26 protein-coding genes and 4 pseudogenes are annotated in these 22,929 nt (G+C 60.5%); 15 read left to right on the top strand and 15 right to left on the bottom strand.

The features are described from left to right. The first annotated feature begins 139 nt into the window (after positions 1-139). A pseudogene (locus tag HNQ71_RS07675) lies at positions 140-977 on the top strand (universal stress protein). A gap of 72 nt (positions 978-1,049) precedes the next feature. Here the strand turns inward: HNQ71_RS07675 and HNQ71_RS07670 are convergent. From HNQ71_RS07670 to HNQ71_RS07655, 4 genes are all read right to left on the bottom strand, one after another. Continuing rightward, entirely contained in the window at positions 1,050-1,496 is a 447-nt protein-coding gene (locus HNQ71_RS07670; protein ID WP_184871899.1) for a pyridoxamine 5'-phosphate oxidase family protein, read from the bottom strand. Positions 1,497-1,516: 20 nt separating this feature from the next. Continuing rightward, a complete protein-coding gene (locus tag HNQ71_RS07665; protein ID WP_184871898.1) occupies positions 1,517-2,206 on the bottom strand; it encodes a phosphoribosyltransferase in 690 nt (229 codons plus the stop codon). 3 nt (positions 2,207-2,209) lie between these two features. Continuing rightward, positions 2,210-2,644, bottom strand: coding sequence for a DUF2267 domain-containing protein (locus HNQ71_RS07660; RefSeq protein WP_184871897.1), 435 nt, complete (start codon positions 2,642-2,644; stop codon positions 2,210-2,212). Between the two features lie 97 nt (positions 2,645-2,741). Further along, positions 2,742-3,566, bottom strand: a complete 825-nt coding sequence (locus HNQ71_RS07655) for a universal stress protein (RefSeq protein ID WP_184871896.1) — start codon at positions 3,564-3,566, stop codon at positions 2,742-2,744. Positions 3,567-3,785: 219 nt separating this feature from the next. Between HNQ71_RS07655 and HNQ71_RS07650 the strand changes: the two genes are divergently transcribed. Together HNQ71_RS07650 and HNQ71_RS07645 are read left to right on the top strand one after the other, a co-directional pair. Beyond that, positions 3,786-4,169, top strand: a complete 384-nt coding sequence (locus HNQ71_RS07650; RefSeq protein WP_184871895.1) for a phasin family protein — start codon at positions 3,786-3,788, stop codon at positions 4,167-4,169. A gap of 24 nt (positions 4,170-4,193) precedes the next feature. Next, a complete protein-coding gene (locus tag HNQ71_RS07645) occupies positions 4,194-4,547 on the top strand; it encodes a c-type cytochrome (RefSeq protein ID WP_246461264.1) in 354 nt (117 codons plus the stop codon). Positions 4,548-4,629: 82 nt separating this feature from the next. Here HNQ71_RS07645 and HNQ71_RS07640 read toward each other — a convergent pair whose 3' ends face one another. Continuing rightward, positions 4,630-5,016, bottom strand: a complete 387-nt coding sequence (locus HNQ71_RS07640; protein ID WP_184871894.1) for a translational machinery protein — start codon at positions 5,014-5,016, stop codon at positions 4,630-4,632. Positions 5,017-5,081: 65 nt separating this feature from the next. After that, the gene (locus HNQ71_RS07635) at positions 5,082-5,330 is read right to left on the bottom strand and encodes a lipoyl domain-containing protein (protein WP_184871893.1); all 249 of its coding nucleotides are present in this window, start codon (positions 5,328-5,330) and stop codon (positions 5,082-5,084) included. Positions 5,331-5,595: 265 nt separating this feature from the next. On the opposite strand from HNQ71_RS07635, the pseudogene HNQ71_RS34785 reads away from it, so the two are divergent. Further along, positions 5,596-5,703: pseudogene (locus HNQ71_RS34785) on the top strand (short-chain dehydrogenase); the annotation flags it as partial. Positions 5,704-6,041: 338 nt separating this feature from the next. Here HNQ71_RS34785 and fixJ read toward each other — a convergent pair. Next, positions 6,042-6,656 (bottom strand): response regulator FixJ, encoded by a 615-nt coding sequence (gene fixJ / locus HNQ71_RS07630; protein WP_184871892.1) that lies wholly within the window; start codon positions 6,654-6,656, stop codon positions 6,042-6,044. After that, on the bottom strand, positions 6,643-8,133 hold the full coding sequence (locus HNQ71_RS07625) for a PAS domain S-box protein (protein WP_246461377.1): 1,491 nt from the start codon (positions 8,131-8,133) through the stop codon (positions 6,643-6,645). The genes fixJ and HNQ71_RS07625 overlap by 14 nt, the downstream gene beginning before the upstream one ends. 267 nt (positions 8,134-8,400) lie before the next feature. On the opposite strand from HNQ71_RS07625, the gene HNQ71_RS07620 reads away from it, so the two are divergent. From HNQ71_RS07620 to HNQ71_RS07600, 5 genes and pseudogenes are all read left to right on the top strand, one after another. Continuing rightward, a complete protein-coding gene (locus tag HNQ71_RS07620; protein WP_184871890.1) occupies positions 8,401-9,213 on the top strand; it encodes a universal stress protein in 813 nt (270 codons plus the stop codon). Beyond that, positions 9,213-11,842, top strand: a pseudogene (gene mgtA / locus HNQ71_RS07615) (magnesium-translocating P-type ATPase). The gene HNQ71_RS07620 and the pseudogene mgtA overlap by 1 nt, the downstream one beginning before the upstream one ends. A gap of 23 nt (positions 11,843-11,865) precedes the next feature. Then, positions 11,866-12,309: pseudogene (locus HNQ71_RS07610) on the top strand (NUDIX hydrolase); the annotation flags it as partial. A 121-nt stretch (positions 12,310-12,430) separates the two neighbouring features. Further along, positions 12,431-12,700, top strand: coding sequence for a DUF6455 family protein (locus HNQ71_RS07605; RefSeq protein ID WP_184871889.1), 270 nt, complete (start codon positions 12,431-12,433; stop codon positions 12,698-12,700). A 111-nt stretch (positions 12,701-12,811) separates the two neighbouring features. After that, entirely contained in the window at positions 12,812-13,360 is a 549-nt protein-coding gene (locus HNQ71_RS07600) for a LysE family transporter (protein ID WP_184871888.1), read from the top strand. Positions 13,361-13,455: 95 nt separating this feature from the next. On the opposite strand, the gene HNQ71_RS07595 is transcribed toward HNQ71_RS07600, so the two are convergent. From HNQ71_RS07595 to HNQ71_RS07585, 3 genes are all read right to left on the bottom strand, one after another. Beyond that, positions 13,456-14,154 carry a CBS domain-containing protein gene (locus HNQ71_RS07595; protein ID WP_184872278.1) on the bottom strand — a complete coding sequence of 233 codons (699 nt, stop codon included), beginning with the start codon at positions 14,152-14,154 and terminating at the stop codon, positions 13,456-13,458. A gap of 130 nt (positions 14,155-14,284) precedes the next feature. After that, positions 14,285-14,752, bottom strand: a complete 468-nt coding sequence (locus tag HNQ71_RS07590; protein ID WP_184871887.1) for a DUF2231 domain-containing protein — start codon at positions 14,750-14,752, stop codon at positions 14,285-14,287. A 119-nt stretch (positions 14,753-14,871) separates the two neighbouring features. Then, entirely contained in the window at positions 14,872-15,105 is a 234-nt protein-coding gene (locus tag HNQ71_RS07585; RefSeq protein WP_184871886.1) for a hypothetical protein, read from the bottom strand. A gap of 140 nt (positions 15,106-15,245) precedes the next feature. Here HNQ71_RS07585 and HNQ71_RS07580 point away from each other — a divergent pair, with 140 nt between their 5' ends. Genes HNQ71_RS07580 through HNQ71_RS07570 form a run of 3 tightly spaced genes read left to right on the top strand, consistent with a single transcriptional unit; the run spans position 15,246 to position 17,568 of the window. Then, positions 15,246-15,560: a PepSY domain-containing protein gene (locus HNQ71_RS07580; protein WP_246461261.1), complete on the top strand. Its 315-nt coding sequence runs from the start codon at positions 15,246-15,248 to the stop codon at positions 15,558-15,560. Next, on the top strand, positions 15,560-16,225 hold the full coding sequence (locus tag HNQ71_RS07575; RefSeq protein WP_184871885.1) for a response regulator transcription factor: 666 nt from the start codon (positions 15,560-15,562) through the stop codon (positions 16,223-16,225). The genes HNQ71_RS07580 and HNQ71_RS07575 overlap by 1 nt, the downstream gene beginning before the upstream one ends. Then, positions 16,225-17,568, top strand: coding sequence for a sensor histidine kinase (locus HNQ71_RS07570; protein WP_184871884.1), 1,344 nt, complete (start codon positions 16,225-16,227; stop codon positions 17,566-17,568). The genes HNQ71_RS07575 and HNQ71_RS07570 overlap by 1 nt, the downstream gene beginning before the upstream one ends. Positions 17,569-17,575: 7 nt before the next feature. Here HNQ71_RS07570 and HNQ71_RS07565 read toward each other — a convergent pair whose 3' ends face one another. The 3 genes from HNQ71_RS07565 to HNQ71_RS34775 are packed head-to-tail and all read right to left on the bottom strand — an operon-like array spanning position 17,576 to position 20,134. Then, the gene (locus tag HNQ71_RS07565; RefSeq protein ID WP_184871883.1) at positions 17,576-19,087 is read right to left on the bottom strand and encodes an RnfABCDGE type electron transport complex subunit D; all 1,512 of its coding nucleotides are present in this window, start codon (positions 19,085-19,087) and stop codon (positions 17,576-17,578) included. Then, the gene (locus HNQ71_RS07560) at positions 19,084-19,806 is read right to left on the bottom strand and encodes an FAD:protein FMN transferase (RefSeq protein ID WP_246461259.1); all 723 of its coding nucleotides are present in this window, start codon (positions 19,804-19,806) and stop codon (positions 19,084-19,086) included. The genes HNQ71_RS07565 and HNQ71_RS07560 overlap by 4 nt, the downstream gene beginning before the upstream one ends. A 25-nt stretch (positions 19,807-19,831) precedes the next feature. Continuing rightward, positions 19,832-20,134 (bottom strand): FMN-binding protein, encoded by a 303-nt coding sequence (locus tag HNQ71_RS34775; RefSeq protein WP_246461256.1) that lies wholly within the window; start codon positions 20,132-20,134, stop codon positions 19,832-19,834. A 655-nt stretch (positions 20,135-20,789) separates the two neighbouring features. Here HNQ71_RS34775 and HNQ71_RS07550 point away from each other — a divergent pair. The 3 genes from HNQ71_RS07550 (at position 20,790) to HNQ71_RS07540 (ending at position 22,177) form a co-directional block, all read left to right on the top strand. After that, entirely contained in the window at positions 20,790-21,110 is a 321-nt protein-coding gene (locus HNQ71_RS07550) for a cytochrome b/b6 domain-containing protein (RefSeq protein ID WP_246461255.1), read from the top strand. Next, positions 21,107-21,802 (top strand): VIT1/CCC1 transporter family protein, encoded by a 696-nt coding sequence (locus HNQ71_RS07545; RefSeq protein ID WP_184871880.1) that lies wholly within the window; start codon positions 21,107-21,109, stop codon positions 21,800-21,802. Before HNQ71_RS07550 ends, HNQ71_RS07545 begins: the two co-directional genes overlap by 4 nt. A gap of 159 nt (positions 21,803-21,961) precedes the next feature. Then, entirely contained in the window at positions 21,962-22,177 is a 216-nt protein-coding gene (locus HNQ71_RS07540) for a DUF1858 domain-containing protein (protein WP_343068083.1), read from the top strand. Positions 22,178-22,180: 3 nt separating this feature from the next. Here the strand turns inward: HNQ71_RS07540 and HNQ71_RS07535 are convergent, their stop codons facing one another. Continuing rightward, on the bottom strand, positions 22,181-22,882 hold the full coding sequence (locus HNQ71_RS07535; RefSeq protein ID WP_184871879.1) for a Crp/Fnr family transcriptional regulator: 702 nt from the start codon (positions 22,880-22,882) through the stop codon (positions 22,181-22,183). Between the last annotated feature and the right edge of the window lie 47 nt (positions 22,883-22,929).

Below are 22,929 nucleotides of genomic sequence, written 5' to 3'. Positions count from 1 at the left end.
CCTTGGCTCGCGAGGACGTTGATACGGATCAAATGGGGCCGCACCCAGGGGTTTGATTCAGCGCAATGAACGCACCGGCCCCTCGCGCCTAAGCTTCAGCAACGATTGAACCTTCACGCGGAAATGAGGAGTTGTTGCCGTGACTTTCAAGACACTGCCTACGGTTACCGGACCGAACCAGGGCGAGGGCGATCTGAAGCTCGCCGCCGGCCTGTGCGAACAGATCGGCGCCCATCTCTCCGTGCTCGTTCTTGAACTGGCCGCACCGCCCTCAGGCGGTGCGTATGCCGCCGTCGTCTCGCCAGCCTGGCTTGAGGAGCGCCAGGCCGAGGTCAAAAGGCTCAAGAAGCGAATCTCCGCAGTCGGCGCCTTTCTTTCGAAGAGTCCGGTATCGGCTGATCTGAGCGACGACTACCCCGATACGGCGTGGGCGGACGAAGTCATAGGAAGGCGCGCCCGCTATGCCGATCTGACCATTCTTGGCCCAGATCTGCTCACAAGCCCGACGCTGAGGGATAAAGTCATCCAGGGCGCGCTGTTCTCATCGGGAAAGCCTATCCTGCTAGTTCCCGAGGGCGCGCGGCCCAACGCTGAGGCCGAAACGCATCTTCGTTGCTTGGGACGCCCGCATTGAGTCATCGCGCGCCGTTCGCGAGTCGCTCGACATGCTGAAAAGCGCCGAAGAAGTTCACCTCGTCATGGTCGACCCGATCGAGGACGAGTTCCATCACGGTGCGGAACCCGGAGCAGATGCAGCGACCTATCTTGCCCGGCACGGCGTGAAGGTTACCGTCGAACGACTGCCGAGCGCGAACCATTCGGTCGCCGACGTGCTTCGCCAGCATGCGGGCGACGTTGCGGCCGAGCTGATGGTCATGGGCGCCTATGGTCATTCCCGGCTGCGCGAGCGGATTTTCGGCGGCGTCACCAAGTCAATGCTTGAGGGGCAAGCGCTGCCGGTCTTGATGGCGCGATAGCATTTTCAATGGGAAAAGGCCCCGTGCGGGTTGCGCCGGCCCTTTCATTTCTCGCAGGGCTTGATGGGGCGACTACTCGCTCGCTTCTCGTCCGGATACCTTCTCGATCAGGAGCCGGAAGAAAACGTGCGGTGCACTGCCGGCTGTAGGAGGAACGGCGGGCTTGAGCGCGCCAGGTTCCCACCAGTCGGAGTGCTTGCTCAAGACCGACCAGGCATGATCTCGCTGAAGCTTGTGGCCGATCCGGTCAGGCAGTTCTTCGTATCGGCCATCAACAACGACGCTTCTCCATCCTCGCCCCTGGCCATGTTCGTCAACCTGGACGCAGACCAACGGATTGGCCCGCATCCATTCGATCTTCTTGCCCGGCATGGAAAACGCGTAAAGATGAGCATCCGAATGGGCGTAGTGGAAGGGCACGACGTAGGGCTGCCCGTCCTTCGCACATGCCAGGTGGCCAACGCGATTGGTTGTCAGGATTTTCGTGCACTCTAAGGCGGAAAGCGTGCGGACCAGCATCAGTGCGATCTCCTGTTCTTCTATCTAGCTTTTGAACCATGGCCAGCGACGTGCCGCTGGCCGGCCTTGTACAACTGGGCAGCCTCCTCCATCGCGGCGATCACTTCGCTGTCAAAGAGCTGCGGAAAGTGCAGGTAATGGTAACCCAGGGTACGGAACCGCCCTGGCTGGCTAAGGCATACCACGCGATCCGCTTCCATTGCCAAATCAGCCACCGTGTCCGGCGGAGAAACGGGAACTGCAACGATGATTTCCCGTGGCAAGCGATGCCGCAGCGCACGGATCGCGACCTTCATGGTTGTGCCGGTCGCTGCACCGTCATCCACTATGATCGCAGTCTTGCCAGCGATCGGCAGGGGCCGCCGGTTGCCTCGGTAGGCAATGCACCGGCGCTCGAGTTCAGGACGTTCTTGAGCTATCAAGACACGAAGCTCATCGTCGTCGAGCGAATAAGCCTCGACGATCTCACGGTTCAACACCACGTCCCCGGGATCGCCATCGACGATTGCGGCAACGGCCAGTTCGGAATTGCCTGGGGCGCCGACCTTGCGGACGATGAGCAGATCGAGAGGAGCATTGAGAGCCTTAGCCACTTCCGCCGCGACAGGAACCCCACCTCGCGGCAATGCCAGCACGACAGGCTGGTGCAGTTGAAGCTTGCTCAGCTCCATGCCGAGCTTCGCTCCAGCCTCTTCCCGGTCGCGGAACATCGGTCAATCCACCGGCCACAATTTTCGAAGCGACTTCTTCATCGAATTTCTGACCTGCACAATTTCGCCATGCGAAATATGACGGTCGAGTAGCTTGAACACCGCGTTGATCGCGACATCGAAATCGACGTCGTCATCGTAGCCGAAACTGGTTCTGACGCTGAGGACAAAATCACTTTTCTTGCGCTCGCACGCAGGCACCGATGGATTCCAGCCTTCGAAGTAGATGCCACGAATCAAAACAGGCAGTTGCGCCGAAAGATCGGCCATCTCCGCTGGCGACAGCCAGTCTCGCACCGTGTGCAGAACGGACCTCAGAAGGCGACACGCGCTCGGTTCGCTCCAGCAAAGATCCCTGGCAAGCTCGTTGACCCACTGTTGCGCCTGTTGAGCAGCGTGGGTGAAGCCGGAAAAGGAGGTATGGGACATCTGGCTCATAACGTACTCCTTGAAGTTTCCATCTTCATCCTGAAGCGTCGAGGACGTCTCTGCATTGCGCCGGATCAATTGGCCCGCAACTCAGCGGTGCGCTATCTCAATTTGAGATGAGCCGATGGAACGACCCGCTCTGGAGTACCGAGCGCGTCACACCACCAAAAGTCGTTTCCCGCACACGGCTATGACCATAGCCGCCGAGCACAATGAGATCGGCCGCAATCTCCTGTCCGATCTGGAGCAGGATTTCCGCCGGTTCGGAGCGGCGCGCATCCGAGACTTCCGATCGCGCCTTCACCCCGTGGCGTGTCAGGAAGAGTTCGATATCCGCAACATTTTCCTGAGGTGCAGGACCTCCATTGTCCACGGTGGCGATCACGACATCCCTGGCGTTGATCAGGAAGGGCATGGCGTCGACGACGGCACGTCGTGCTTCCCGGGTGTCATTCCATGCAATCAGGATGGTTTCGGCCCTGATCGGGGCAGGGGTCTCCGATGCCGCAAGTATCGGACGGCCAGCTGCAAGGATCAGGCTTGCGGTGTCCAGGGTGCGGTGATGGTCGACCAGCAGATCGCTCGTCGGCGAGCCAGTTACGATCAGGTCGGCGGCACGTGCATTGAGCGCAAGCTGCCGGGTCGGATTTCCTATTGCGCCGCGCCACGAGGCGCGATTGCTGCCGTTGACAGCGCTTAGGAATTCCTCGCTCAAGCAGTTGAGGCGACCTTCTATATCCTCCACCTGGGACCACGTCGCCTTCGTCGCGGCCCTGTCGTCGACGCCAGTTGGCATGACAAAATGCGGCTCGGCCACACAGAAGCCGATCAGATCGGCCTCATGCCGTTGAGCGAGATCCCACGCCATCGAGATGAGCGGCGCGACGATGGCGTCCACGTCCAGTTGAACCATGATCGTCTTGAAAGCCATCGCTTCAGCCCATTTGCGGTTGAAGTGAGCTAGCCACGAAGAAGGGGAAAGGGCCTTGATGCGTGTCAAACATGGCAACGAGACAAGACGGCGCTCGATGCCCGTGCATTCCGGCAAAGGTCATGCGACTGTTGATCCTGATCAACGACCTGACAGCGAATGGCGGTAGCGTTTTCTGGCGGGCACTTTGTTTGCCGCCTCACAAAGGAGTAACCGATCATGCAGACCCATCCGGAGCCGTCGCAATTCGGCATGCAACCCTTGGCGATGGCCGAAAATGGCCAGAAACTCATCCTCGCTGCCGCGTCTCTTCAGGCGCATACCTTCAAGGCGATGATGCGCCATCAGATCGAGGCGCTCGCGTTTTTGAAACATCGTTATGAGCAGGATGTGAAGCTGGCCGAGGATCTCATCGACGGTTCGGAGTTCAACGACGCCTTCGACATCTTCTCCACCTTCCTGCAGAATGCAGCATCGGAATACGCCACGGAAGCCGGCAAGGTTGCGGCACTGACTTCCAAGCTCGCTTCGGAAACGGCCAGGCGCGTGCGCAAGGAAGCCAGAACCGCTATCGAGGACGTGGCGGCGAAGACAGTCGCGTAGATTGGAAATGCGGGGCCAGCAACCATGAGCGCCTGTATGAGGAGTACTGGTCACGGCCGTCGTCTACGGGTTTCCGCGCTGGCAGCGCTGTTGCTCGGTTCCGTGCTGCCAGCCTTGGCCGATGGCGTAACGGAACACGGAAAGGCGTTGGTGGAAGTCAATTGCGCCCGCTGCCATGCCGTTGGAAAAACCGACAAGAGCAGCCATCCCGACGCGCCCGCCTTTCGCACCCTGTCAAAGCGCTATCCGATCACGGATCTTGAGGAAGCCCTCGCCGAAGGCATTTCGACCGGCCACCCGGACATGCCTGAGTGGATTGCCAGCCCCGAGCAGGTCGAGGCAATCATCGCCTACATCAGCAGCTTGCAGCAACCGTGATCGAGGCCACTGAGACGGCAGGCGCCCGAGCCTGACGGCTCCGCGGGCCGATTGCGGCGCCAGCAGGCTGGCCCAGAATGATCTAGAGCAACATCCGGTCGGCGGCACGGTAGAACGTCCGCGCATGCGCCACTATCTGGGCCTGCGTAGGATGGTCCGCCGGTTCGACGCCGACGATGCGATCCTTCAAGTGGGGATGGTGGTCGCGGATATGCTTGGCCAGTTCATCCTTTGCTGATCCTGGCCCCACGATCAGCCATTCCTGCGCCGGCTCCAGGGCCTTGACGACTTCGTGGTAGAAGGCATTGTTTTCCGGCGCATGTTTGCCGTCGACGGTGCCTGCCTTGTTATGGGTCTGATGATGCGCCAGCGTGGTGGCAAGCCTCAGGCCCTCGACTGTCTCACGGTCGAAGAAGAACACCTTGGCTTCTCGATGGTCCAGCCAGGCGACGGCATGTTGGGTCTGCATACTGATACATCCTTGAGTTATTGTTGAGAGATGGGCGCAAACTTCGCCGCGAGGCGGCGAATGCCTCACGCGGACTGTGACTCCAGCGTTGCCAGGATCGAGCCGGGTTCGATGACGGCATTTGCTGTGGCGACTATCGTTGCGCGGCCATCTGCCGGAGCGACGATCTCGTGCAGCGCGTCTTCAACGCGAACTTCGGCTATTCGCTCACCGGCCTTGACTGTGTCGCCACTGGCAATGAACCAGCGCTCCAGAATGCCCTCAGGCAACATGCTGGACGCCCATAGCGCTTCGTCGACTTTGATGTACTGCATCGCAATTTTCCTTTGCGTCGAATGATAGGCCAGTCGCCAAACTGGGCATTGATCACGATCAAGGAGCAGACAGGACGCAAGCCCGTGCGCGGGCGCCGATCGGCGCCCTGCGTCTATGTCTCGACCAAGCACGCGCTGGCTGGGCTGACGAACAGGCCGGTGATGTAGCCCCCGGCCACAACATTCGCGTCAAAGCCGATATCGGGAGAGCTCTGGACGCCGAAACGATCGGCCAGCTGGCGGCCTTGCATCCAACCGACCCTTGGGAACACCAGAGGAAGTCTGGGTGCTGACATGCTTCCTGCAGTCTGCCAATGCCAGCTTCATCACCGGCAGCTACCACCTCGTGGATGGCGGCCACACAGACAAATGATTGTAACCCTCGTCCGCTCGGAACGACTGACACGCATACTTGCCCACAATCGCATCGCGCGATTTCAAAAATGATCCAGATCAAGGCGCGAACCTGCGCTTGAGGGATCATTGGACGATGTGGAGCCCAATCCTAAGCGCACCGTACGGTCGCGACCTCGAACTGGCCGTCTTCGACGAGGAGGGGGAGCATGCGCTCGTATTTCCTTGCATAAGGGGTCGCGAAGGCTGGAGGAATGCCACTACTGGCGCCCGTGTTGACATCAGACCGACCCACTGGCGCGATTGGGAGCCGGAGCAGGCCAAGGCCAGATTTGACAAACCTCTCGAAGGCTCTCCCTAGGGCCTGGATTCCACGATCAACGCCATGCGCACAAGATGTGAAAGGCTGCCCGCGCCCATCTTGCTCATGACATTGGCACGATGGATCTCGACCGTGCGCGGGCTGATTCCAAGGTCATAGGCTATCGTCTTGTTCGGCAGACCCGACACAAGCCCGTCCAGCACCTGTCGCTCGCGCTCCGACAAGGTCGACAGACGCCCGCGGATATCCGCTGACTGCGGATGCGCCGCATTCGCCTGGTTGCGGTTGGCCAGCGCCGAGCGGATCGCTTCGATCAGCATTTCGTCGTCGAACGGCTTTTCGATGAAATCTGAAGCGCCTTCCTTCATTGCCTGTACGGCGAGCGCCACATCGGCATGGCCCGTCATAACAATAACCGGGATTGTATGTCCGCTTGTTCTGAGCTGGCGCAGGAACTCGATGCCGTCTATGCCCGGCATGCGTACGTCGGTGACAATGCAGCCGTCGAGACTGGTCGGAGCTGTCGAGAGAAAAGCTGTGGCCGATTCGTACAGGCGCACTGCAAAATCTGCCGTCGCCAGAAGAAACCCGAGCGACTTGCGAACATCGACGTCGTCGTCGACCACGTGCACCAGATCACTGTCGGCCATTGGAGACCTCGTCTTTCCCCACGATGCGCAAGGTGAACCGAAAGGCGGTCCCCCCAGCCGGCACTGTCTCGGCCCATATGTGGCCGCCGTGCGATTCAACGATGGTGCGGCAAATGGAAAGTCCGACACCCATGCCCTGTTTCTTGGTCGTTACAAATGGTTGAAAAAGCTGTGCCGCGACCTCCGGCGCGAGGCCTGGGCCAGTATCGATCACGCTCACCTCGGCCATCCCATCATCCCGGGCAATTGTTGTGACTGTCAATTCGCGGCGCGGTGCGCCCTGCATGGCCTCCACCGCGTTGCGCATCAGGTTGAGCAGAACCTGCTGAATCTGGATACGGTCGGTCAAGACCAGTTCGGCGGCAGGGTCAAGCTTGTAGCTAACCAGGACATTTATCTCCCTTGCGCCGACCAGGGCGAGGGACGAGGCTTCCTCGATCAGTGATGGCAGTCGTTCGACCTGACGCTCGCTTTCGCCCCTTGCAACAAAATCCCTCAGATGACGGATGACGTCTCCTGCCCGCAGGGCCTGCTCAGCTGCCTTGTCCACGGCATCCCGCAACATGGGCGCGTTCTCTTCCGTGCTCTTCTCGAGCAGCCGACGACTGCCCTTGAGGTAGTTCGTGATGGCGGTGAGCGGCTGGTTGATCTCATGGGCAAGTGTCGAGGCCATTTCGCCGAGCGCGGTAAACCGCGCCATGTGGAGGAGCTCCTGCTGCTGCTCCTGGATTCTCGCTTCTGCCCGGTGCCGTTCGGTCAGGTCGCGGCAAAAGCCGGTAAAGAAGCGCCCGGTTCCCGGATGCATCTCGCCGACGGAAAGCTCCATCGGGAACGTCGTGCCATCCTTGCGCGCCCCGGTAACAGTGCGGCCGAGCCCGATGATCCGCCGCTCTCCCGTCGTCAGGTAGCGAAGCAGATAGGCATCATGCTCGTCGCGATAGGGCGGCGGCATCAGCATATTGACGTTTTTGCCAATGACTTCGCCTGACTGATAGCCGAATAGCGTTTCGGCAGCGGTGCTGAAGGACTGGATCCGGCCCTGTTCGTCGATGACGACCATTGCGTCCGGCACTGTGGCCAGGATCGATCGCAGATGGTCCTCACGCAGCCGAAGCGCTGCGTTTGCATAGGAGAGGTCGCTGACATCCGTGCCTTCAATGAAGATCGCGGTGATACGGCCATCGTCGGCCTTGATCGGCTGATAGACAAAATCCAGGATGCGTTCTTCAACCGGCCCGTCGGCTTTGTTGCGAAGGCCGACCTTCACGCCCTGGCCCCTGTATGTCTCGCCGGTCGTGTACACGTGGTCCAGATGTTCGAAAAATTCATCTCCTTCGAGCTCGGGAAAGGCCTCCCGCACTGACTTTCCAATCACTTGCCTGTTGCCGATCAATCGCTGGTAGGCGGCATTGGTCAGTTCGAAAACGTGACCTGGCTCGCGCATGAGAGCTATAAAGCCCGGAGCCTGATCGAACATTCGTGACAAAAGTGATTTCAGCGTCGTCCCGCCGGGCGACAGACTGAGCTCTTCGTCTTTGATCACCTGGAGTTCCTAGGTTCGAGACGGTGCTATCAGGGCTAATTATCACTACTCGCCGCACACGCAAAACGGATCGAGACGACGCTTTCGGACGCAGATGCAGTTGGCGGTTGCAATAGGCGGTCTTTGACGCGCATCAAGGCATCGGGCGCTCGCGAATGCGATTCATCACGCATTGCACCGTTTCAGCAAAAGGCACCCGCAATGTCCTACAAGTCAATCATCGTCAATCTCGCCATTGATGCGACGCCTGCGCCTATCGTGCGGGTGGGGATCGAACTTGCCGAACGATTTGGAACTCATCTCATCGGCTTGGCTGCAGCTGACGTCCCGCCTCTCGTCGCGACAGGCGACGGCATGGTCTATGAAGGCGAGATCATGCAGATCCAGCGGACGGAAATCGAAAAGCGGCTTGCGGAATTGCGTGCCGAGTTCGAGAGGCTGGTGCCAGCTTCGATTACCAGCGAATGGGGGCAAGCGGTCTGCAGTCCGACCCGGTTCCTCAGCGTTTCCGCCAGAGCGGCCGACCTCATCGTCACCGGCGGCGTGGATGGAGACAATGTCTTTCGCGCTGTGGATATCGGCAGCCTCGCGCTGGGTGCCGGACGGCCAGTCCTGGTCACCGCGGGCAACATCGAGCACATCCGCGCAAAAACCGTACTGGTTGCCTGGAAGGACACCAGGGAGGCACGGCGTGCGATAGCAGATGCACTGCCATTTCTGGCCAAGGCCAACGAAGTTGTCGTCGCCACGATAGACACCAACCGCAACGAAACCAGTCGTGACAGCCTCGACGATGTCGCCGTCTTTCTTGAACACCATGGCATCAAGGCGCAGACCGAGCTGATCGCCGGCGAGGCTGACGGCGACCGGTTGCTGACATTCGCACGCTCCATCCATGCGGACCTGATCGTCTCGGGCGCCTATGGCCACAGCCGCCTCCGGGAATGGGCGTTTGGCGGCGTCACCCGTACACTGATCGAAGAGAACAGCATCAACCGCTTCATGTCGTATTGATGATAGGCGAAGCTGACCAGCAATCCCTCCCGCCAGATGGCGGTGCCTATTGGTCGATCGAGACTAATGACCTCCTGCGACGCCTTGAGACGTCTGCCTCGGGGCTTGCAGCTCCGGAGGCCGCATCGAGGCTCGCAAAATTCGGCCTAAACACACCTGCGTCGAAGGCAAGCGCGTCGGCCCTGGTCGTGTTTGCCCGCCAGTTCCGTAGCCCGCTGGTCCTGATCCTCATTTTCGCGGCCACCGTATCGGCCTTCGTCGGAGAGGGCCAGGAGGCAGCGATCATCGGCGCGATCGTGCTGGCAAGCTGCGTCCTGAGCTTCACCCAGGAGTACGGTGCGTCGCGGGCGATCGATGCACTGAAACAGCGTATTTCGCGCAAGGCTATTGTGTTGCGTGATGGCGTCGAGTGCTCGGTTGCTGCCGAAGATATCGTGCCGGGCGACTTGATCCGCCTGGCGGCCGGAAACCTTATTCCCGCAGACGGTATCATTCTGGACGCGCGCGATTTCAATGTCAGCGAGGCCGTGCTGACCGGCGAAACCTTTCCCGTTGTGAAGGCGCCGGGGCGGTCGGCGCCCGAGGCTTCGGTCGCACAGCGCAGCAATGCGGTCTTCACGGGCACATCGGTCCGCAGCGGCACTGCAACCGTGCTTGCGGCGGCGACCGGTGCCCGCACCGAATTCGCGTCAATTGCTGCCGCCCTGGAACGACAAATCCCTGAAACAGGGTTTGCCCGGGGGATAAGACTGTTCGGCTACCTGATGACCGAGATCATGCTGGCGATTGTCATCCTGGTGTTCTTCGCCAACCTCATGCTGCATCGACCGCTGATTGAATCGCTGCTGTTTTCGCTGGCACTGGCGGTTGGTCTTACGCCGGAACTGCTTCCGGCCATCATCAGTGTGACGCTGGCTAGAGGGGCTCGCGCGATGGCTGCCAATGGCGTCATAGTGCGCCGTCTCGACGCCATCGAGAATCTGGGCAGCATGGACGTCCTGTGCACCGACAAGACCGGCACGCTGACGGAAGGCGTGATCCACCTCGACGGATGGCTTGATGTTGACGGCAATCCGTCAACCGACATCCTGCTTTGGGCACGTCTCAACGCGACCCTGCAGACCGGATTGAAGAACCCGCTCGACGAAGCGATCGCCGGTGCGCCGGGCGAGGGCGCATCATTGGCTGCTTTCACCAAGGTCGACGAGATCCCCTATGATTTCATTCGCAAGCGCCTGTCCGTTGTCGTGCGGACCAAGGATGCCGAAGATCTTCTGATCACCAAAGGCGCCGTACTAAATGTCCTCGAAACGTGCGGCTTCGTCAGCACGGCGAAAGGGCTGGAGCCCCTCGATGAGAAGCAGCGTGCGGCGATCGACGAAAAATTCCGGCGCTGGAGCGCGGACGGTTACCGCGTTCTGGGCCTGGCAATCCGTCGATTTGAGAGCCGGAAAACGTTCAGCAGGAAAGACGAAATCGATCTCGCCTTCGTGGGCTTCTTGCTTTTCCTCGATCCGCCAAAGGAAGGCGTCAAGGAGACGCTTGCCGAGCTCGCCCACCGCGGCATCGCGGTAAAAGTCATTTCGGGCGACAACCGTTACGTCGCCGCGCATCTTGCCCAGGCGGTCGGCTTGCGCGCCGACAGGATCATGACCGGCGAGGATCTGTCGAAATTGACCAAGAGCGCGCTCTTTGCGGGCGTCCAGCACACCGATCTCTTCGTCGAGATCGACCCCAACCAGAAGGAGCGCATCGTTCAGGCACTGCGGAGCAGGGGCCATGTCGTCGGTTATCTTGGCGACGGCATCAATGATGCGCCCGCCCTTCATGAGGCAGACATAGGCATCTCAGTCGACACCGCTGTCGATGTCGCGCGCGAGGCGGCCGATATCATCCTTCTCAAGCAAGATCTGGGCGTGCTCGTGAGCGGCGTCGACGACGGCCGCAAGACATTCGCCAACACGATGAAATACATTTCAATCACCACCAGCGCCAATTTCGGCAACATGATCAGCATGGCTGTCGCCTCGCTGTTCCTGCCCTTCCTGCCGCTTCTGGCAAAGCAGATCCTGCTCAACAATTTCCTTTCTGACGTTCCTTCGCTCGCCATCGCAAGCGACAACGTCGATGCCGACCAACTGCTCCGGCCTCGCCACTGGGACATCCGATTTGTGCGGCGGTTCATGATCAGCTTTGGCCTGGTCAGTTCGCTGTTCGACTTCGCGACCTTCGCGTTCCTTCTGTTCTTCGCGCATGTCACGGAAGCCGCATTCCAGACTGCCTGGTTTGTCGAGTCGTTGCTGACAGAGCTTGCCATTGTGCTCATTGTGCGCACGCACAGGCTTTCTGGGCGAGCCGTCCAAGCCCGTTGCTTGCCTGGCTTACATTGGGTGTCGGGGTTGTCGCGATCATGATCCCCTATCTGCCGTTTGCCGGCTGGTTCGGCTTCGTGCCTTTGCCGCTGCCCGTGCTTGCCGGTCTTGTCGCAATCACTGCGCTCTATCTATTGGCCTCGGAGGCGACCAAGCGCTGGTTCTTCGGGCAAGAGAGCCGCCAGTCGCACCGGAAGAGGGCGGGGCAGTTGATCGACAGAGGACCCAAGCCTCATGCGGCCTACCCGAGATCGTAGGTCGCGTGGGGAGGCTTCGAGCGATGATGAAAAGAAGCGTCGGCATTCTGCCCTATCGGAGATCGAACAAGGGGCTGCAGGTGCTGCTCGTCCACCCAGGCGGCCCGTTCTGGCAAAGCCGCGATCTTGGCGCCGGTCCATCGCCAAGGGCGAGTATGACGAAGGCGATCTGCCAGAAGTCGCGGCGCGGCGCGAATTCACGGAAGAGGCAGGCTGGGAACCCAACGGAGCCCTGCTCTACTTGGGTGAGTTGCGCCAGCGAAGGAGCAAAGTCATCACTGCTTTCGCGCTGGAAGGCGATTTCGATACCGCGACGTTGCGCAGAAACAGTTTGAGATGGAATGGCCACGACGCAGCGGCCGCGTGCAGTCGTTTCCCGAGGTGGATCGTTGTGAATGGCTGGATCTAGACCTGGCACAGGAAAACTGCTTGCCGGTTAGCGGCCCTTTCTCGACCGCCTTGTCGCTTGGGTTGGCGCCATGCTTCCGTTTAGGACTCAGGGGCTGGCAACGATACCGCTTGTTGATCGAGATCAACGCTGCCGGCCGCCAATATGGCAATGATGGCTCCTAAGCAGGAGTGATCAACATGACTTTTCTCGACTACCTGATTTCAGTCGACGCCAGAACCGCTCTCATGGGTCGCATGATGCAGAAGCTCGGCGTCGACAGACAATTGAAATCGGTGCCTGACCATGCGGGCGTTACCAATCGGGCGGTGGACCGCTGCCGTTCCTGCGGGCACCAGGATGAATGCTCGACCTGGCTTGACGAACATCAGCAGGCCGATGTCCCGCCAGATTACTGCCGTAACCGCGACCTGATCGCACGACTGCAGCACGCGGCCGGCCAGCGGTAGTGCATCGTGCGGCTCAGCGTCGAGGAAGTCGTGCCGCCCGTGTCTTGACGAGAGTCAACGCAAACCGGCATTTTGCAGTTGATAGGTTTGCATCCCGCGGGGCCAGGCAGTTTGGACAATCTATTTTTACTAGAAGCGTTTCTGCTCTTTGTTGCACCAGGGCCCACCAACGCTCTTTTGATGGCTGGGTCGGTCAAACGAGCGAATGCGATCAAACTTTTGGCCGCTCAGGCATGCGGATACGGGATTGCATCCGCGTGCTGGTTTTCGCTACGTCCCGTTGTGTCGCCAGATGCCATTCAGATACTTAGGCTGGTTGCAGCCGCATGGCTCGTGTTTCTTGGCCTGCGTCTGACGGCGAGTGCTCGGATCAACGCGTCCCAAAACGGCGACGCTATTTCTGTTGCGGCGACCAGCGCCCTAAACCCGAAGGCCTTTATTTATTGCCTGGCTATCGTGCCGATTAACATCGAACCGCGCGCGCTAGGGATCTTCTGGCTTGCGCTCTTGGTGATGACAGCTGCCACCGGATCGGTGTGGCTTCTGCTAGGTCGGCGCTTCAGCGGAGGCAAAAGGATGGCAGAAAGAGTTGTGGGCACGGCGCTTGTTGCATTCGCCCTGTTGCTCCTTCGACCATTGATACCTTTGGTCGCGACCTGAGCGCGGCGAGGCCTGGGCGAGAACTGGCAGGTCACCGTCGCAATGGTGCCTCGCCTCGGCGCAGGAGTTTTATGACGTGACTTCTCTCGACTTCACTACGAAACAAGGAGGACGGACACGGGATCGGCGCAGAAGAGACCATCCTCGACCGCTTTGACGCCGGTGACGTTTTCGGCCGCAACAATGGCCGCCTGACGCTCGCGTTCGTCGAAGATGGCGCCGCTCAGTTTCACCACGCCATTGTTCACCGTCACGTTGATCAAGTCCTTGCCGGCCCATTTACGGGACGCCAGCTCGGTCATGATGTTCTGCCGAATCTGTTCGTCGTCGATGGCTGCAGGGGCTGCATCCGGAAGGACGCTGAGCAATGCCCGCAGAAGATCGGAGCGGGTGATGATGCCGACGACTTTCCCTGCGTCGACGACCGGAATGCGTTTGACATGGTGACGCGTCATGAGCTCGACGACCTCGGCGAGCGATGCGGTGCGGGATGCCGTGACGACATCTTGCGACATCACCTCCTCGATCCGTCGCCCGTTGGCGTGGACATATTCATCGGCGGCCTTTCCGGGGCTGACGAGAAACTCCAGCCAGCGCGAGCGCTTGCGCTGCGTGCCCAATTCCCCGCGACGCAGGAAATCGCCCTCGCTGACGATCCCGACCAGGGTGCCGTCGCCGCGAATGACGGGAAAGCCGCTGATCTTCTTGAAGAGCATCATCGCGGCCGCCTCGGCGATCGATGCGGATGGGTCTATGCCTACGACTGGCTTGCTCATGATGGCTTCGGCTTGCATGTTCGCTCTCCGGAGTTTTCCAAACCTCCGGCTTCTTAGAATTCCCATGCATGAAGCGCCTTGATCTGAATCATTTTGCCATCGAGGCAGATGGTCCAAATGTGGGTCGCGAATGACGGGCACCTGCCGGTCAACCAGCGATCGCGGTCTTGGCGACATTCACGCCAAGCTCGTAGACAAGCAGTCCACCATAGTAGGCCGTCGCCGTGACCAGCACCGCTCCGCCAATTTCGATCAAAGGGATGGCGATCGTTACAGCCCGAAACTCGCGATTCCGTATCCAAAGCGTGAGCCGCACAAGTCCCCAAATCAGAAAGGCAAAGGCGGTGATACCCCCCAGGCTTTCGTGGATTTCCGCGACATCGCTGCTGAAGCCGGCCGCTTCGGCGTGATCCAGGGCAAGACCGCCGAAGAACCAGGTCCCAATGGCGAACACTCCGGCAGCCAGGGCCACAAAAGTAGAGATCGTGCCAGCGCCCGATTTCTTGGTGACGGCGCTGCCACCAGCCAACGCCACAAGGTCGATAGCCGCGAGCGTGTAGATCAGAACAATAGGAAAATGAACAAGAACGGGGTGGATGTGTTGAATGGGGACCACGAAAACTCTCCAGAAATTGGTAGGGGACTTTGGACATTGCCGGCCTTGCAGCGGGCCTTGGCCGACGACATTTGCGCGCGTTATGTGCTGTGGCGGGCCAGGCACTGCCAACGAAAGATCTAGTCGTTTTCGTCGGCCTCATCGCCCTGCCGGTCGTCGCACGCATCGTCATCACCCTTGATGGCTTTCGGGGTGGCGGCGTCCTGCATCGGGATGGCCTGCAGGTCGATCGGACCGGACGGGTCAACAGACGCTGGGGCCCCACATGCTCCTTCGTCCGATTCAGCGGCCGCTGGCAGGGCAAAGATCGTGAGGCCTGCAAGTGCTGCAAAGACAAACATGGAATTGCGCATGGTCCGGTATCCTTCTCGGCGCGGCCATGATTGGACGCGATGATGCCTTGATATGGACCCTTTGCTTGCTGCGGGCTGAGGATGACTGACAGCAAATTGAAAGCTTCAACGTGCGACATGCCTTGCCGATGAAAAGCCAGTTGAAGCGTTTGGCAGTGCTGGTTCTCGCTGGACTTGTCCTGGCTATGCCACTCGCTGCCCGTGCCGACGAGGACGATGATGGCGACCATGACCGGGCGCGGGATTTGTACGAGCACGGCGAAATCAAGGGCCTTGCCGATATACTGGACGTTGTCCGCGCCCGGGCTCCTGGCGATGTCGTGGCGGTCGATCTCATCCGCAAGGCCAACAAATGGGTCTACCGGTTCCAGGTCGTCGGTGCCGATGGCCGGCGAAAGACCGTCGACGTCGACGCCGGAGCCGGTGTCATCATGCGCGATGGGGAGGGTGACTGATGAAGATACTCCTCGCCGAAGACGAGCCCCGTATCGCTGCCGATATCGCGACTGCCCTTAAGGCGTCCGGAATGGCGGTCGATGTTGTAAAGGATGGTGAAGCCGCGTGGTTCGCGGGCGATGTCGAGAATTATGACGCCGCGATTCTGGATCTCGGATTGCCCAAGCTCGATGGCCTCACGATCTTGAAACGTTGGCGGGCCAACGCCCGCCGTTTTCCGGTTCTGATCCTGACCGCAAGGGGGATGTGGACGGAGCGCGTCGAGGGCATCAATTCCGGTGCTGACGACTATCTTCCCAAGCCTTTTGAAATGGAAGAACTGCTCGCCCGGTTGCGGGCCATCCTGCGTCGCTCGGCGGGGCAGGCGGCACCCGTTCTGAGGTCTGGCCCGCTCCTTCTGGACACGCGCCAGATGCGCATTTCGCTGCGCGGCATTCCCGTTTCCCTGTCGCCGCTGGAGTACCGGCTCCTGGCGTTTCTGATGCATCATGCAGGACGGGTGGTGGCGCCGACCGAACTGGCTGAGCATCTTTACGATTCAGGCAACGACCGTGATCCGAACGCGATCGAGGTCATTGTAGCGCGGCTGCGACGCAAGCTCGGCAGCGATGTCATCGAGACAAGACGAGGGTTCGGGTATCTGATGCCCGATGATCCCGCCTGATGGGCAACTCGATCCGCTTCCGGCTGTGGTTGGCGGCAACCATCTCGCTTCTTGTCGCACTCGGCGTCGCCGGCGCCGGCTTGCGTTATCTGTTCGAACTCCATGTCGAGCGGCGCGTGGTGGGCGAGCTGACGGTCGACCTCAACGAATTGATCGGTGCAACGACCTTTACAAGCGATGGCCGCCTTGTCGTGACCCCGGTGCTGACCGACCCGCGGTTTGCCAATCCACTGTCCGGTTACTACTGGCAGGTGGAGGACATCGCCACCGGCAGCCTCGAGCGTTCGCGATCATTGTGGGACGCCAAGCTGCTCCTGCCTGCCCGGAGCGCAAGTGGTGGGCTGCGAACGGTCGAGGAGTTCACGGGCCCGGGCGGAGAACTCAGTATTGCGGTCGAGCGTACGATCATCGATGCCGGAGGCCGTTCCTTTCGCGCCATCGTGGCGGAAGATCATCGAACCGTTCAGGTGTCTGTGAGCGAATATGTTCGAGATCTCGCGCCGGCTCTCTTGATGCTCGCTGCAGTTCTCATGGCCGCGTTTTTTATCCAGATTACCATCGGCCTTGCACCGCTGGAGACCTTGCGGGTCGCCGTCGGAAGCGTAGTTGCGCAGCGAGCGGCACGGCTCGATGTGGTGGCACCAAGCGAGGTGCAGCCGCTCGCTGACGAAATCAATCGCCTTCTCGATGCCCAGGAGAAGGCTCTGGCGCGAGCGCGCTCGCGCGCCACAGATCTGGCGCACGGCCTCAAGACGCCGTTGCAAGTGCTGTCGGCCGACATCCGTGCCTTGCGCAAGAAAGGCGAGACGGATCTGGCCGACGAGATCGAGAAGAGCACCGGAGCGATCCGGCGCCATGTCGAGCGGGAGCTCGCCCGCGCCCGCCTCGCGCCCGGAGTCTCCGGCAAGGCATCCTGCCTTGTGTCGGATGTCGCGGCTGGTGTCATTGCCGTCGTCAAACGGACGCCAAGCGGCAAGCAGCTTTCTTTCACGATGGAGGTCGCGGAGGATCTGATGGCGCCAATCGATGAAGGCGACCTGTCAGAAATCCTCGGCAATCTGGTCGAGAACGCCGCGCGCTATGCAAAGTCGTCAGTCCGCGTCGATGCATCCGCCACCGCCGGCGAGGTGACCGTCACCGTCGCTGATAATGGCCCAGGTATAGCGGATGCCGATCGGGAGACCGCCTTGTCGCGTGGCGTCCAGCTCGACAGCAAGGGCGGCAGCAGCGGGCTTGGCCTCGCCATCGTTTCCGACATCATCGAAGCCTATGGCGGACGCCTTGCCATGGCAAACGCCGATCCGGGCCTGGTCGTGACCGTTTCCTTGCCGCGACTCAGCTAAGCGTGCTTCAGGCAAAACCCGGGAAATAGTCGACCTTTATCTTCGAGCGACGCACGCCCATGGCCAGCAGCTTCTGGCGCAGCACCTTGACCATGGCCTGCGGGCCTGAAATGTAGAAGGTGCGCTCAAGGTAGTCGGGTATGGCCAAACGTAACAGGCGCTCGTCGATGTAGCCGGGATACTGCCCGCGCTCGCCCCCGCGCGCCACAGCGTGGACCGTCTTGATACCAAGTTCCTGCCTGGCCGCGCCAAGCACGTCGCGATAAGCGATGTCCTGCTGCCCCTCTGTTCCGTAGAGGATGACGATCGGTCGCCGCTCCTTGCGGTCGAGAAGATATTGGAGCATCGAGCGGAACGGCGTGATGCCGATGCCTCCAGCCAGGAAAGCGATCTTGGTTTCGCGCCGGGCGGGCAGCGTGAAGTTGCCAGCCAGTTGCGCAGCGTGGATCGTGCTGCCTGGCTTCATGGCCATCAATTCGCGCTTGAAGGCGCTTGATTGCGGATAGAACTTGACGCCGAGGCGGACCGTTTCCTCCGTCGGCGCCGAGGCCACCGTGAAATAGCGGCGGTTGCCGCGATTGTCGGCACGATCGAGGCCAAGCGTCCATTCAAGATATTGGCCGGCCTCGAAGGCAAGCTTGCGCGGCGACTGGAAGATGAAGTCAAAGCTGTCGACGGCCGATTGCTCGATGCGTTCGAGCGTCAGCACGAAGCGCCCCTTGGGTCCAGCCGCATAGGCAAACAGGTTGCCGGCGAGCAGCGCCAGTTCCGGTGTGAAATAGAACGAGCCGATATGGATGTTGGGAGCAAACAGAAGGCCGACGATGGCGGCAAAGGCGATGCGCGGCCAACGCATCGTCGGTGCCGTCAGCGGCTCGGTCAGCATCACAAAGGCAAAGAACAACAGAGGCGACGAAATCAGTGTCTCCGTAAGCGCGGTCCAGTATTGCGACGGATCGCTGGTTGCCAGAATGGTCGCCAGCGCCACGACAACAAAGGTCGAGACAAGATCAAGCCGGCGCAGTTTGCGGACAATGAGCATGCCGCCGAAAAGCACGAGTGGAAGCAACGGCAGATTGCCGCCAACCCACCAGGTGGCTGGTTGGTCGAGCAGCAGCGCGGACAGCGCCACGCCCAGCGCAGCCGGATTGAAAAGGTGTTTCCGGCCGACCGCGAGGATGAATTTGGATGAAATTGCCCAGACGGACGCGAATGCCACCGCCGCGATTCCCTTGATGTCCGTGGTGGCTACCGGATCGAGAATGAGCGCAAGGATGAGCGCGGTGATGTAGACGGACTCGTTGTTGGCCGGGACCGCGAAGACATGCGCAAAGACCTTGTTGGCGAGCCAGCAGGCGGCCAGCGCCAAAGCCGTCGTGAAGGCGAGCGCAATCGGATCATGTGGCACGAGCTTAGCCAAGCAGAGCACCAACGCGGCGCTGACGAGCGCCATCAGATAGTAGAGGACCAGCCGGTACATGGTCAGATGATCGAGAAATCGGTCGATGGTTTTGATCATGGCAGGCAAAGGGCTCCGAACCCGGTTGTCGGCGTGGCGCGGCCATTGGTGTCTATGACATAGCCCTCCAGGCCAGGCGTCTGCTCGATGAAGAGAATGCCGTCCCGACCCATGGCGAAGGCAGCCGTGGCGAAACGATCGGCTTCGAGCACATCGGCGCCGATGACAGTCAGGCTGACGATCTCCTGGATCGGACTGCCGACTGCATGCGGGTTGTATATGTGTTGACCCCGCACATAGCTTCCGGAGGTCGCCACTCCGCGACCACGGGGATAGACGATTTTCACGATCTCTTGGGTGTTGAAGGGATTGCGGATGCCGACGCTCCAGTCCCGGCCCGAGGCATTCTTGCCGCAGGACTGGACGTCGCCTCCCGCCTCGATGAAGAAATCGCGGATGCCGGCTCGCTGAACAATGGCGGCCGCGTTGCGGATGGCCCAGCCCTTGACAATGCCGGAAGGATCGAGCGACCCGTCGGGCTTGCGAATATCGAAGTATCCGTCCGTCTCGTCTTTCGTCTGCTGCGCGAGAGCAAACACTTCGGTCATCTCGCCGCTCCACGCGACGACCGGAACGTCGCCGCGATTGATGGCCGTGATCTCGCTGTCGGCCCGGTATGTGCTGAAGCGCCGGTCGATATGGTCGAAATAGTCGAAGACCGTCTCGATCAGCTCATCGTTCGACGCGCCACAGACTTCGATCGTAATGGGCATTCCCATCAAAATGCGCGTGTAACGCATGGACCTAGGAAGATGCTTTCTTCAGCGCGCCGCGCAGCGACTGGATGAAGGCCCTGCTGGTCAGCGTCGCGCCCGAAATAATGTCGACATTGGCGCTTTGCGCGCGGATCGCTTCGTCGCGCAGCATGGGCAGCGCTTGTCTGTTGATGTTGATGGAGGTGCGGCGGTCGGATGGGTATTTCAGCACCTTCAGCGCCGTAAGCTGCCCACCCTGCACGAGGGCTTGAAGCTGGATGATGCCGTAATAGGCATCGGCGGGCGGGCCGGTGTAGACGCCGTCGGCATAACTCTGTGTCGCGACCTTCATACCCGCCGGGACAAGACGTGCGGGCGCGTCCGGATATGCCGGCCTCGGCTCCGGGACAGGTATGTAGACGGCTGGAGTCAAGGCGAATGAAGGCGTTGACGACGCAGGATCGGTGACAGCCGGCGCTACTGGCTGCTTCGGTGGCGCCGGCGATGGTTGTGGTGCCACCCGAACTGCTGTCTGCTTCACGGGATCATTTGGCCGTCTGGCGTCAACTGCTATGCTCGCCGTCGTTTCCCTTGCGATCGGGAACCTTGTCCTGAACTGGGGTGAGGGCGCCGGCAAGGTCCGGAACACCGGCGCGGCTGAGCCTGGCGCCTCTGTCGCGTCTGCCGGCAGCGCCGAACCAAGCACATCTTCGGCTGGCCGTTTGCCGGCTTGATCCCAGACATAGGCGCCGGAGGCGGCGATCACCAGAAGTGAAAGGGCAATCTGTTTCATCGGAATTGTGCTTCCACGTTGAACCTTGCAGAGGCGACCCATCTAGTACGCTTCGGATGCAATATCCCACGACCAAGCTGACAACTGGCTGTCAGCCAGGGACGAACTCCGAGGGGTCGTGAAAGCTCAAGGGACGACAAGGTGACTTGTCCTAGATCAAGATCGTCGCATAAGCAGCAATGTAGGAAGGTTCTCTCAAGCGAGATAGCTGCCTATGACTGTTGCCCACGAGCCTGCCGCATACACCGGAGCCCAGATATTGCTGCATTTCACTATCGCGGTGCTGATCGTCCTGCAGCTTGTGATCGGTGAGGACATCAAGCCGGCTTACCGGGCGTTCTCGCGCGGCACCGAGTCGGCAGCTGGCGACATCTTCAACGCGAACATCCATGTCTATGTCGGTTTGGCCGTTCTGGTGCTGACGATCTGGCGGTTTGCAGTCCGTCTCTGGGAAGGTGTGCCGGCGGCGCCTCCCGAAAAAAGCGTCCTGCAAAAGCGGGTTGCTGCGGCCGCCCATCTCGCCGTGATGTCATGAGCCGCTTGCACAGTGAAAACCATCTCGTGTCGCGCGTCGGCTGGCTGCGCGCTGCCGTGCTCGGCGCCAATGACGGCATAGTCTCGACGGCCAGCCTGATCGTTGGCGTGGCAGCGGCCAATGCAGCGGCCTCCAATGTGCTGGTGGCCGGCGTGGCCGGATTGGTCGCCGGTGCGATGTCGATGGCGGCCGGCGAGTATGTCTCGGTCAGTTCGCAGTCCGATACCGAACAAGCCGACCTTGCGCGTGAGAGAGGGGAATTGGCGACGCAGCCAGATTTCGAGCGACATGAACTTGCGGAGATCTATGTCAAACGTGGCGTGGAGCCAACGCTGGCCTTGCAGGTCGCCGACCAATTGATGGCGAAGGACGCGCTGGGCGCCCACGCACGTGACGAACTCGGTATTTCGGAGGTGACGACGGCCAAACCAATCCAGGCCGCGCTGACCTCTGCGGCGGCATTTTCGGTTGGCGCGGCCATGCCATTGGCGATGGTGTTTGTTTCGCCGGCCGACTGGCTTGCCGCAACGGTGTCTGTTGCCTCGCTCCTGTTCCTGGCGGTTCTGGGCGCCATTGGGGCCAAGGCCGGCGGCGCCAATGTGTTGAGGGCAACGGTTCGCGTCACCTTCTGGGGGGCGCTGGCAATGGCGCTGACCGCCGGCATCGGTGCCGTCGTCGGTACTGCCATCTGACGGTTTTGCGACCTCGATCCCGACCTACGCCAACGGCGCTTTTCCTCCCGCAAGATAGTCTCGAGAGGGTTCGGCCCATTCTACGAAGTTGCGCAAGCACAACGAAGGCGGCGCGCGCGGGATATATCACGAGGCTTCGCAAACCGCGGAGACCCTATCGTGAAGGAACTCAGTTCGATCGGTCGGGACATGATCGTCGACGAGATCATGCGTAAATGGCCGGCAACGGTAGCGGTGATGCTGAGCTACAGGATGCTTTGCGTTGGCTGCCCGATAGGCACTTTCCATACCGTTGCCGAAGCATGCCGCGAACATCGGATCGACGAGGCCCGCTTCATTTTGGACCTGGAGTCGGCTGTTCGAGGCGAACGGTAAGCATCATCCCTTGTTCCGGTTCTCGGCCAGAACCACAAGGCGATGCGCATCCTTCACGGTGACTTTCTGGCGCCCGCTGACGATGATTCCATTGTCTTCCCACTTGCTGAGCAGGCGGCTGACGGTGTGCAGCGTCGTTCCCGTCATCTCGGCAATGTCCTGCCTTGAAATCGGGAAATCGATTTCGATGCCGCTGTCGGTCTTTCGGCCGGTCTGGTTTGCCAATCGCAACAAGGCATGCGCGACCCTCTGCTCCACCTGCTCCGTGGACATCTCCACCACCCGCGTCTGGGCCTCCTGCAGCCTGTTTCCGACTGTCCTGTAGGTGGTTGCTCCAAACACCGGAAACCGTCGCGCCAACTCCGGCCAAAGAGCGTTGGGCCAGGCCAGCACCACGCAGTCGACCGCCGCGACTGCGCTGGCGGGATAGGTCGTCCGGCCGAGGGCTGCGGCGACACCAAAAATCTCGCCTTCGCTGATGTATCTGGCGATGACCTGCTGCCCATCCGGCGTGGTGCGGACGACGCGTATGTGGCCAGAGATCAGCACGAAAAACGAATGGGCCTCGGTTTCCTGCTCGAAGATGGCGGAGTCCTTGGCGTAGCGTGACGATCGAGCGCCTTTGAGAATCTCGCTTTGCTCCTGGGGCGCCATCCCCTGGAAGAGCTGCAGCTGCGATATCAGCGATCGGTCCAGCGCAACCAAGCGGATTTCCTCACAGGCCTACGGTTTCTTTCCTACGGGCTCAGGCA

The organism is Mesorhizobium sangaii (assembly GCF_014207355.1).
In the GTDB taxonomy this organism is placed as follows: domain Bacteria; phylum Pseudomonadota; class Alphaproteobacteria; order Rhizobiales; family Rhizobiaceae; genus Mesorhizobium; species Mesorhizobium sangaii.
The sequence above is the reverse complement of the archived record's forward strand: the minus strand, read 5'-3'. Positions and strand labels throughout refer to the sequence as shown.